Annotated in this window: 9 protein-coding genes; 5 read left to right on the top strand and 4 right to left on the bottom strand. The window is 44.3% G+C overall.

Annotation, left to right across the window (positions count from 1 at the left end):
* Positions 1 to 162 precede the first annotated feature (162 nt).
* Positions 163 to 1,257, bottom strand: a complete 1,095-nt coding sequence (locus tag QSV34_RS14765; protein WP_289155970.1) for a nucleoside hydrolase — start codon at positions 1,255 to 1,257, stop codon at positions 163 to 165.
* Positions 1,258 to 1,521: 264 nt separating this feature from the next.
* Between QSV34_RS14765 and rbsK the strand changes: the two genes are divergently transcribed.
* From rbsK to QSV34_RS14790, 5 genes are all read left to right on the top strand, one after another.
* Positions 1,522 to 2,487: a ribokinase gene (gene rbsK / locus QSV34_RS14770; RefSeq protein ID WP_289155972.1), complete on the top strand. Its 966-nt coding sequence runs from the start codon at positions 1,522 to 1,524 to the stop codon at positions 2,485 to 2,487.
* Positions 2,488 to 2,497: 10 nt separating this feature from the next.
* On the top strand, positions 2,498 to 3,493 hold the full coding sequence (locus QSV34_RS14775; RefSeq protein ID WP_289155974.1) for a sugar ABC transporter substrate-binding protein: 996 nt from the start codon (positions 2,498 to 2,500) through the stop codon (positions 3,491 to 3,493).
* 30 nt (positions 3,494 to 3,523) lie between these two features.
* Complete coding sequence (locus QSV34_RS14780) at positions 3,524 to 5,065, top strand: sugar ABC transporter ATP-binding protein (RefSeq protein WP_289155975.1); 1,542 nt, start codon at positions 3,524 to 3,526, stop codon at positions 5,063 to 5,065.
* The gene (locus QSV34_RS14785) at positions 5,062 to 6,006 is read left to right on the top strand and encodes an ABC transporter permease (protein WP_289155976.1); all 945 of its coding nucleotides are present in this window, start codon (positions 5,062 to 5,064) and stop codon (positions 6,004 to 6,006) included. Before QSV34_RS14780 ends, QSV34_RS14785 begins: the two co-directional genes overlap by 4 nt.
* 285 nt (positions 6,007 to 6,291) lie before the next feature.
* Complete coding sequence (locus tag QSV34_RS14790; protein WP_289155978.1) at positions 6,292 to 8,562, top strand: TonB-dependent receptor; 2,271 nt, start codon at positions 6,292 to 6,294, stop codon at positions 8,560 to 8,562.
* Positions 8,563 to 8,656: 94 nt separating this feature from the next.
* On the opposite strand, the gene QSV34_RS14795 is transcribed toward QSV34_RS14790, so the two are convergent.
* The 3 genes from QSV34_RS14795 to QSV34_RS14805 all read right to left on the bottom strand — a co-directional run bounded on the left by QSV34_RS14795 (position 8,657) and on the right by QSV34_RS14805 (position 11,469).
* Positions 8,657 to 9,637: a LacI family DNA-binding transcriptional regulator gene (locus tag QSV34_RS14795; RefSeq protein ID WP_289155980.1), complete on the bottom strand. Its 981-nt coding sequence runs from the start codon at positions 9,635 to 9,637 to the stop codon at positions 8,657 to 8,659.
* A gap of 52 nt (positions 9,638 to 9,689) precedes the next feature.
* Positions 9,690 to 10,316 (bottom strand): TetR/AcrR family transcriptional regulator, encoded by a 627-nt coding sequence (locus tag QSV34_RS14800; RefSeq protein WP_289155981.1) that lies wholly within the window; start codon positions 10,314 to 10,316, stop codon positions 9,690 to 9,692.
* A gap of 79 nt (positions 10,317 to 10,395) precedes the next feature.
* Complete coding sequence (locus QSV34_RS14805) at positions 10,396 to 11,469, bottom strand: esterase-like activity of phytase family protein (RefSeq protein ID WP_289155983.1); 1,074 nt, start codon at positions 11,467 to 11,469, stop codon at positions 10,396 to 10,398.
* Positions 11,470 to 11,668: the final 199 nt, after the last annotated feature.

Below are 11,668 nucleotides of genomic sequence, written 5' to 3' on the forward strand. Positions count from 1 at the left end.
ACGCTCTTTGCGAGTTTTCTTGCGGTGTTTTTCAAAACCATCGGTCAGGGATTGTTGGCGCATTCGTATCTCGGGGTTGTGGATATGCTGCTATTATCGCTCAATCGATGAATTAATCAGAGTTGCCCTAGATATATCTCCGGCGAGTAATTTTCAGATATTCTAAAACTCGAACTCAAACACTAGTTCTTCATATATTTTCCAGAATTCTTGCTCATTCATAGTAATGATTACCTTGGCCTTTTGAGCACCAAAAAAGGGTGGCTTTTCGCCCTTCGAGTTTACGGGCAAAGGTATAACTCGACCATAATTAGGCCCGGGAGCCGCGTCGATAGCAAGCCAAAGCTCTCTTTCATCAGTTACAGAATTTGGCTTATACAAGTAAACAGGCACCAATGCATCCCATACAGGTATTGTATAGTCAGGATTTTCTTTAAAAACTTTCTTAAACTTCGGCACCAGATAGTGCGTTGTCATTGGGTGATTGGGATATTTTTTGACAAACCGCTTATAAAGCTTCTGGTTAAACAGGATTTTATCCGTGGCATCCAACGGAATCACAACGTGTTCTACAGCTTCTTCTAGAACAATTTTTGCGGCCTCTGCATCAAACCACCAATTGAATTCAGCGGAGGGGGTTACGTTACCAGGCGCATAAGCCGTACCCCCCATATATATGATCGATTTAATTTTACTACTGATATCTGGGGCCATTCGAAAAGCCAATGCAATGTTGGTCAAGGGCCCAAGCGCAACAATAGTAACTTCATCAGGGTTAGCCCGAATAGCGTCGATTATAAAAGTTACAGCGTGCTTTGCTTTGACCTTAGTTGTTGGCATACCATCGACTGGCTCAACCACAGAAGGATCTCTGCTCCATGCCCCTGCATATTCGGAACCATAGCGTTCCGCATTAAAGCGGTGAAAGGCCTCTCGCGAGTGTAATAAAGGTCGATCCGCTCCCAGGTATACTGGCAAACCATCAGCGATCTTCATTCGCTCTATCAATCGTAAGCTGTCTACTTCATTTTGTTGCTGGTGATGATTTCCAGCAACCAATGTCAGGCCCAGTAACTCTAGAGCGCCCCTGTTATGCAAAGTAGAAAGCATAACGATCGCTTCATGGTCATCAGCATAATGGTACAAATCTGCATCGACTATGATTTTTGGTTTCTCAGAACCCATTGCGGGAAGCACCAAGGATCCAACCATGAGAAAACCAAGCTGAATAAATTGGGTTAATAGTCGAAATTTCATAGCAGTATGACCTTATGTCCTATAACTCATAAGTTAATCGTTTAAGTTTGATTATGTCTACCCTCATATAAGACTGTCAAGGGGCGATACTAGGCATAGCTATGCCATGCTCTTATTTGGTTAGTTTTTGGAAATACTAAGGACATTATTATCAAATAGTATTGAATTAAACGTTTAAGTTAATTAAAGTCAGCCTCTCAAGCATACGACCAGAGCTGAAAACGCACTCCAAACTCACCAAAGTCGAGCTTGATAGAAGATCGAATGGGAAACAGGAATATGCATTTAAACCAGAACAAAAAGGTCGTTGTTGTCGGCAGCATTAACTGTGATATCGCTGCCTATGTGGACGAATTCCCCACACCAGCTCAAACTGTTTTGGCAAGGAGGTCAAATATTACACTGGGGGGCAAAGGCCTTAATCAAGCAATGGCCTCTCTGCGCGCTGGTAGCGATATCTCCCTGATCGGCTGCATTGGTAAAGACAACTTCGGCAGCATGGCTCTAGAGTTTCTTACTGAAAATGACATCAAGACCGAGCATATAAAGGTAATCCAAGGCACCGAAACAGGAGTTGCAAACATCCTGGTATCTTCTCGTGGACAAAACATGATTGCTGTTTGCCCAGGTGCAAATGCCAACTTGACGCCAAAAGATGTCTTGACAGCAGAGGAGCAGATCATTGGCTCGGAGGTATTACTCACCCAAATGGAGGTTCCTGTAGAAAGCGTAAAATCCGCGCTGACAGTTGCAGCAGAAAACCAAATCAAATCCATATTTAACCCCGCCCCCGCCTTAGAAGTTGCAAAAGAGCTTTTCTCCATTGCATATCTAATTACACCGAATGAAGTTGAAGTAGAGAGTTTTACTGGCATTCTGCCTCAATGCTATGAGTCAGCATCCGAAGCAGCAATCGCTTTAAGGCAGCTTGGTGCGCAGTCCATAATCATTACTATGGGGGACAAAGGCTGTTTTGTTTCTGAGAATGGCAGGAACGAAATGATTCCAGCCTACTCCGTAGAACCACTGGATTCCACTGGTGCCGGAGACGTTTTCAACGGCGTACTGGCATCTTGCCTTGCAAAAAGTGAAGACCTTTTTAGCGCTGCTCGAACCGCTAGCGCAGCCGCTGCCATCTCAGTAACTCGTCATTCGGCGCAGGGCGCATCACCAACTGAAGCTGAGATCAAGGATTTCATAGGTCACCACCACAACAGAATTGCAATTTGAGGCGATATCTATGCGTATTCTAGAGCCAATGTTCAATATTAGAATTCAAAAAATGATCCATTTTTCTGTCATAGGGCTACTTGTATTGCTGGCGGGCTGTTCTGACCGTGTAGAAAACAGCCACAATCAATCTGGGCAACCAGTCGTTGCCCTGGTGATGAAGTCTTTAGCCAATGAATTTTTTGTAAATATGGCTGAGGGCGCAAAAAATCATCAGGCAAATAGCCTCAGTGACGAAAAAACCGCATACCAGTTATTGGTAAACGGCATTAAAAATGAGAGCGATCTGGCTCAACAAGTATCTCTTATCGACCAGATGGTAGCAGCCGGTGCAGATGCGATCGTGATTGCCCCGGCAGACTCTAAAGCCATTGTTCCAGCCTTGGCCAGAGCTATAAACGCCGGTGTTGTGGTGGTCAACATTGACAATAAGCTAGACGCGGAAGTCCTTCAACAATACCAATTAGATATTCCTTTTGTTGGGCCAGACAACAAAGCCGGTAGCTATAAAGTCGGCAAGTACTTGGCAAACCATCTGGATGCCGGGGCGCAGGCCGCCATATTAGAGGGCATACCCAGTGCTTTTAACTCACAACAACGCAGGGCTGGATTCGAGGATGCATTGCGTGAAGCAGAGATCAAGGTTGTCTCTATACAGAGCGCAGCCTGGGATCAAACTAAAGCGGCCGATATTACTTCAGCACTGTTGATAAAATATCCAGATTTAGACGCCATCCTTTGCGCCAATGACAATATGGCGCTCGGGGCCGCATCAGCCATTGAGCAGGCCGGTAAATCTGAGAAAATCCGCATTGTCGGGTTTGACAATATTTCAGCCGTACGCCAGCTTGTTGGGCAAGGAAAGATTCTGGCCACTGCAGACCAACAGGCACATTTACTAGCAGTCTATGGGATTGAATATGCAATTGAGGCATTGCAAGGCAACAGCACACTGATCGATCGTACGACACCCGTTGAATTAGTCATAAAAGAATCAATTGATTAATTACTATCAGACCGCACAGTGAAATAAAAAATGCCGCCTCGCCTTCAAATACATAATCTACATAAATCTTTTGCCACACCAGTTTTAAAGGGCGTTTCACTCACCCTACAGCCCGGAGAAATCCACGCTCTGGTTGGTGAAAACGGTGCAGGCAAATCCACCCTCATGAATATTTTATCTGGACTGCTTCCAATGGATCAGGGAGAACTGCTATTGGACGGCAAAGCATATCAGCCAGTTAAAGCTCGTGACGCCTTTAATGATGGTGTTTCTTTTGTGGCACAAGAACTCAGTCTTTTGCCAACCCTAACTGTTGCCGAGAACATTGGTTTACGCCATTTCCCCCGAAATGGAGCGTCAATTGATCGTAAACAGCTCAACTATCGGGCAGCCAAGTTGCTAAAAAATGTTGGCCTGGACTGGATATCGCCAGACACGCTAACAGCAAAACTTAACCTCAGTGAACAGCAGTTAGTTGAGATTGCAAAGGCACTTTCAACTGGCCAAGATCGCGGTTCTCACAAATTGCTCTTACTCGATGAGCCGACCGCCGCTCTAACTGAAACCCAGGCGAACCATTTACACCAGATTATCCGCGACCTTGCCAAAAATGGGGCTAGCATTGTCTACATAAGCCATCGTTTAGAGGATGTGCTTCAGGTATCTGATCAAGTTTCCATCCTGCGTGATGGCGAGGTAATAATCACTGAGCCAGCCTCCAAACTCAGTGTTAAAGATATGATTACTCATATGTCAGGAAGAGAGGCTGAGGATTACTCAATAAGTACAAACTCCGATCAAGGCGACATCAGTGTAGACATACAAAAAGCAAGCACTTCAAATCTTGTTGAGCCAATTAGCTTACAGTGTATGCAAGGCGAAATACTCGGAATTGCCGGTCTAGCTGGGTCAGGTAGGACTGAGTTATTAAATGCCATTTATGGCATTGATCCGCTGGTTTCAGGAAAAATTCTTTGCCGCCATAGAGATAACGAAATGATAGAAATTCACTCACCTGGTCAAGCGGTGAATGCTGGCATCGGCTATCTAGCGGAAGAACGAAAAACCCAGGGAATCCTTTCTGGACTACCAATCAGTGTCAATATCAGCCTCCCTGCACTTGGCCGTATTTCTTCCCCCACAGGTTTGATTAACTTCAAAAAAGAAAGGCAAAAAACTGAGAATTTGATTCAAGACTTAGCCATTAAATGCCACAACCCAGAACAGACAATAGAAAGTCTCAGTGGCGGCAATCAGCAAAAGGTGTTGCTAGGGCGCTGGCTATTCAAAGATAGTCATATTTTTTTACTCGACGAGCCTACCCGTGGTATCGATGTTGGAGCCAAAAACCGCATCTACCAAAAGCTGCATCAACTGCGAAACCAAGGTAAATGCCTGATAGTTGTCTCCAGCGAATTAGAGGAACTCATGAACACTTGTGACCGTATCGCTGTAATGTCTAATCGCAAGCTCGTAAGTACCTTCTCAAGAAGAAAATGGAGTCAGGATGAAATCCTGGAAGCAGCATTCAGTGAGTATAACCAAGAGAGAACATCACCGGAGTCAGTATGAATTGGGTTAAAAAACACTTGGAAGAAAATTTTATCATTACTTCTCTGATTGCTCTGGTACTTTTATTCAGCATAATTACACCTAACTTTTTTTCGTTAACTACACTCTCCACTGTACTGAATCAGCTGCCAGCGCTGACAGTCATCACTGTTGGCATGACGTTAGTTTTAATCGTGGGGGGCATCGACCTTTCTGTCGGATCGATTCTGGGCCTGAGTGCCGCCATTGTCGGAGCAGCCTCTATTTCACTTGGCTTACCAATTTGGGCAGCCTGCCTGTTAGGCATTACGGCAGGCGCACTATGTGGTGCAGTAAACGGCATCATTACCAGCTACTTTGCCCTACCTTCATTTATAGTCACACTTGGCATGCTGGAGATCGCCAGAGGACTGGCCTACACCACAACAGCCTCACAAACTCTGTATATCGGCCCACAAATACAGAGTATTGCTTTCCCCATGGCAAGCTCCGGCGTGTCTGTTGCTCTCATAATTGCAATATGCATTGTTGCGGGCGCTCATTATTTACTCACTCGCACAATTTTTGGTCGTTATATCACCGCTATTGGTACTAATGAGACAGCCGCCCGATTATCTGGCATTGAAACCAAACCATACCGAGCGATCGTATTGATGATTTCAGGTGCAATGGCCGGACTAGGTGGCGTTTTTAGTGCAGCTTATTTAGGCGCATCTGACCCTAATGCTGGACTAGGCTTGGAGCTTTCAGCCATTGCTGCTGCAGTTATTGGTGGTACCAGCCTAATGGGGGGCCGAGGCTCCGTAATCGGTGCCTTTTTGGGCGTGCTAATTATTGCTGTATTACAAAATGGTCTAGCTCAGATCGGGGCGACTGAACCAACAAAGCGCCTTATTACCGGCTCAGTGATCATTATTGCGGTTTTATTTGATCGCTGGCGATCAAAACACAGCAGTGAATAAGACAAACCGCCGCAATTGCCCGTTAACTGGGCCTTTAGGTATTTTAGATCGTACACACAATAGTGAAACGTTTAATTCCATTTTCCTACCGAAATTTATTTTGACCGTGTAACTGGCAAAAACCTTCTATTTTTAACGGATATTTCGCTAAAACTTAGGAAAAACAAGCCTATTGACATTCAAAAAGCTCAGGAGTAGTTTAATCCTAGAGTTAAACGTTTAACTTTAAAGTTAAACGTTTCAGTCTAAATTTCAACGCCAACATACAAAAAGTAGAGAGGGGTCATGAAATCAGTAAACAACTTCAACACAAGCCGGCTTTACTCAGCCATTGCAATTGGGTGTGCAATGTTTTCCAGCAACGTGCAAGCAACGGCGTTAGAAGAGCTTGTCGTAACTGCACAAAAACGGGAACAAAACCTCCAAGAAGTGCCTATCTCTATTTCGGCCATATCTGAAGAGAGCATAGAAACTATTGGTGTGGCGGGTGATGATATCCGCGTGCTCTCAGCCAGAGTCGCCAACCTTAATATCGAATCTACTTTCGGTCGTACCTACCCACGATTTTACGTTCGAGGGCTTGGTAATTCCGACTTTGCATTGAACGCGCAGCAATCAGTAGAACTCTATTACGACGAAGTCGTCTTATCTAATCCCATCATCAAGGGCATGCCTATTTTTGATATAGGGCAAGTAGAAGTATTACGCGGCCCCCAAGGCACCCTTTGGGGGCGTAACTCGACAGCAGGCGCAGTTCATGTGATATCTAAAAAACCAGCTCATGAATTTGAAGGTAAAGCGCGAGTTTCATATGGACGGTTTAACACAATTAACACAGAGGCCGCAGTTGGAGGCAGCTTAGTTGAAGATGAGTTAGCTGGTCGCATATCAGTTCTGTACCAATCTCAAGACGACTGGGTCGACAATCTAGTGACAGGTAACGAGGTCGGAGCCTACACTGATTCTGCAATGCGCGCTCAGTTGCTTTGGACGCCAAATGAGCAATTTTCTGCACTCCTGCAAGGCTATACACGTTCATATGATGGTGTTGCAGCACTTTTTCACTCTACCGCAGAAGATCCTGATTTTGGCCGACAAGCTTTTGAAAAGGACAAAATTGCTTTGGACAATGATGCAGTTCCTTTTCAGGATATCGATATGAATGGCGTGAATTTACGCCTGGAATATTCTGTAGGAAATCTTGATTTCAACTCATTGACCAGTTTTATTTCTGCCGAGTCTTCAACTGTAGGAGACATTGATGCGACCGGCTTGCCCGCTCTGATCAATGCAGATGTAATTGACGATATCACTCAGTTCACCCAGGAATTCCGGCTGGCTGACAACAGCCGTGAAAACCTGCGGTGGCAGATTGGCTTTTACTACTTTGATGAAGATCTTGAATACGCGAATACTACCGCGAATAATGCTTTTCAAATTCCCGCCAACCCCGGTCCCTTCGACCTCGGCCAGCCAGGCGATCCAGGCTTTGGTGCGTTCCAACGTGTTAGCCAAAACTTGCAGAGTTGGGCCGTATTCGGTCAAGTAGAATTCGATCTCACAGAGAGAGCAACACTGACTGCAGGCCTGCGTTATAGCGATGATGAAACCGAGGCCAGTCGAGTAACAGGCCAGTTTACGCCCAATCCAAATAATTTAGGTGGCATACCCAACTTCAATACAGCATTTTATGACCCCTCTCTGAACAGAGGCCCGATTTCACTGTTTGGCGCTCCTACCAGTCAAACTAATCAATTGGCTTCTGAGGAGATTACCTGGGACTTGAGCCTAAACTATAAGGCCAATGACAATATCAACCTATACGCTAGAGTGGCAACTGGTTACCACGGTGGTGTCATTGAGGCTGGCGGGCCGTTCTCTTCTTTTGATACTGCAGATCCTGAGACTATTCTCTCTTTCGAAGTTGGCATGAAAGCTTTTCTGCTTGACCAACGCATGAGAGCCAATCTTTCTCTATTCAGATATGACTATGATGACCAGCAGCTACAAGGCTTTGAGGATACCGGAAATGGAGGCTTTACTGCCCGACTTCTAAACGCTGATGGCGGAACTGGCCAAGGCATTGAGGCTGAATTGGAATTTAGCGTGAATGACAACCTCACCATCTTTGGCAATATTGGCTACGTTGATACAGAAATTGATGGCGATACTTTTTTCAGCACAACTGATGGAACCATTGTAAACCTGAACGGCAGACGTTTTCCTTTTGCACCTGAAATAACAGGGGCTGTGTTGCTGGAATACAGCAAACCTCTAGATAATGGCTCACAATTCTACATCAGTACAGATTGGAGTTACCGCGACGAAGTTGATACGCGCTTTACTTCAGTTGAAGAACCACGCTTTACGGTTGATGGTTACTGGGAGGGTGCTGCCAGAGCTGGAATACGTAACGATAAGTTTGATATCGGAATTTGGGCAAGAAACATCACTGATGAGACCGGCTCTACAAGTGTTTTATCCGTAGTTGGATTTGAGAGCCACAGCTTTAACGGCCCGCGCCTTTATGGAGTCGACTTTTCTATCAAATTTTAACGAAATATTTATTCTCCCTACCTAAATGTTCGGCGCTACAGTTGTAGCGCCTTTTTTTAAATCCAAACGTCAACAAATATCTCAGATCGCTATATTAAGCACTATTCAGGGCAAGAACAGAATTCCGCTCTACCAATTCCACCGATAACACGACTGTCTTTACAGCACGATCTGGCGTTTTAATTTTCTGAGCCAATAGGTTAACAGCCTCTAATCCTATAGTTCCTATAGGCTGATCTATTGTCGTTAAATGCGGTCTTATCAAGGTCGACCACGGCATATTGTCAAAGCCGATAACAGATACATCTTCCGGTACCCGCAAGCCCAATTCTTCAATCTCATTAAAGGCCCCTACTGCAATTAAATCATCTGCTGCGATAATTAGAGAGGCACGATTAGATTTTAAATGCTGACGAGCTTCTTCTGGCAAATCCTTTGAAAATGGCATTTCAACTTCCCAGACCACCTCGATATGCTCCGCCAGAGCAGCCAAAACCCCCTCACGCCTTTGCCTTGCGCTTTCTATATTCTTGGGACCAGATAGCATGCCGACATATTGGTGACCACTATTATTGACATAATTGGCAACAAGCTCTCCCCCATGTCGATAGTCAGACTGGACGACATCAAAGCCTGAAATTGGGCGATCAACAAGTACAACTGGACACATTAGGTTGTTAACAGAGGTCGGGAGTTCATTACTGACTGGGCAACAAATGATTCCGTCAACGCCATGCTGACTGAGTATTTGAAAACCTTCTTCTTCTGCACTTTTATCGTTTTGGGTATCAAAAAGTGTCACTGTGAAGCCCTGCTCTCTGGCCGCCACTTCAACTTTCTGCGCCAATTCAGGGAAAAATGGATTTGTTAGATCAGGCAATATCAGCCCTATTGATCTGGTCATCCCTGTTCGCATGGCCTGTGCCTTGCGATTTGGCCGGTATCCCAACCGCTTTGCAGCTTCATGCACCTTATTCTGCATGGACTTGCTTACTGAGCCACGACCATTTAAAGCATAAGACACAGTAGCGATTGATACACCGACTTCCTCAGCAACTTCTTTGAGAGTGATCATCAAGAAGCTCTCCAAATTAACTTAATTTAAGTTAATTTTAGAGCTATTTATCTCATACTTTCAAGCCACAGCCCTTTAAAAGAATCTCCGAAAGATTATCTGCAATGTCGCCGCAAAGACTATTAGATAAAACCTTTCCATAAATACTTTCTATCTGAATCCGGTAATCGGCATACTGCTGCGTAGAAGCCCATATGGTGAACATGAGAGTCTTGGGGTCAATGGGATCCATCTTTCCCTGATCAATCCAGCTTTGAATCACTTTTTCTTTTTGAGCGAACCATTTCTTGTGCTCTCCCTTGAGGTAAGGCTTGAGAACTGGAGCACCATGCAGTAGTTCATTGGCAAAAACCCGTGAAGCTTCCGGATTATCTTTGGAGTACATAACCTTTGCGTGAATATATTTTCGAAGTGCACTGGCTGGATCATCTTCTGGGCGTATGTCTTCAAAAAGCAAAATCCAACGATTGACAATAGACAATAGTACGTGAGTATAAAGTTCGTCCTTATTCTTAAAGTAATAATGGACATTTGGTCTCGGTATTCCGGCCTTAGTGGCAATTCTCCCCATGGAAGCGCCTTTAAAACCATTATCGGCAAACTCTATTTCTGCTGCACGTACGATAGCCGATTCATTTGTCTTACGGATGAGCCCCGACTTGGATTTGACGTTTGACACCCTGCTATACTCTCTCCAGATTAAAGAGAAAAGATATAAAGAGTTGTAATGGAAAAGTCAATTCAAGTAGAGATGTTGATTATTTTTTAAGCAAAAACTCAAGTAACTGGGTATCTTGCCTGGAACTGAAGTTGTTGTCTGAAATTATCAACAAGCTCTGCCGTTCACCATAATTGGGACCGAGAGTGAATCCCTCAAGGTTCCCCTGCTGTTGGCCAATAAAGTCCCCTACTCTCATAAATAGTGTTTTTTCCAAATTTATTGGATCTCTGCCTAAAGGTTCCCGTCTCTCAGAATTATCGATTAGAGGAATCTGTACAGAATAAACTCTGTTGTCAAAATCAAACTCTCCGCCGCCGATATGCCATCCAGATCTTTCAAGAACCAGAAGATTTTTCGTGTCTATCATTAATATTTCTGAAACGCCATTATCTGACAAGTAAGGCTCAGCCGTTGCTCGCTCTGGTATAGCATCTAATGTATAAAAATATTCTGCGACTAATTCTTGGGATGAGGCTTCAAAGACTAACAGTCGTATTCTGCCACCCTCTGTATAACTGGGTACTCTGCCATCTTGAATCAAAGGAGCTTCCAATGAAAAAATGACATACTTTTTATCAATAGAAAATGTGATGCCTTCTATAAATTTATTCGACCTAGCCCCTGCCGAACCGTTTTGATGCGGATAAATATGTTCGGGAAGAGTAAATGACTTTGTCAAACCAGCATCAAAATCACTTATGAATGCTGCAGGCCCCTCTTCACTCAATTCTGTAGACCAAAATACGCTGTTCTTTGAATAGTAGCGGATAGATTCAGGATCAACCTGTTTCGGTAAAAAATCACGACCGAGACGATCCTTAAGATATGTAACGTCCAGGCTCTCTATAGACAGATTCTCATCCAACGCAATCTCATAGGCTCTTGCTTTATCTTTTTCAGAACGATCATCTGATATTAGTAGATACTTATTATCTTCAGCTATGTAATCTATACCTGATATTCCACCAAAATTATTAGCATGCTTTCCTTTAGCTGAGAGAATCACAGACCTACTAAACTTAACCTCATATCCTCCAAAATCGGTCGTAGTTTTACTTACACTACAGGCCACAAGAAAAACTAAAATTAGTAATACGGCAAACTTAGTCATTAATGATTTCCAACCCCCAACATCAATGTAGTCAGCTTCTATGGAATAAAAAAGCCCCAGTATAACTGGGGCTCAGACTGCTGACAAAGTCCTCGCCCTCGTGCGGGGACTTTTTATAATGGGGCATGTTAAAAGACCGCCCCCAAACCCAGTCCACTATGGAGTTCGTCAGCATTGACGAGCTAGTTCCTGCCGACCA

The organism is Porticoccus sp. W117 (genome assembly GCF_030341905.1).
Lineage (GTDB): Bacteria > Pseudomonadota > Gammaproteobacteria > Pseudomonadales > Porticoccaceae > SCSIO-12696.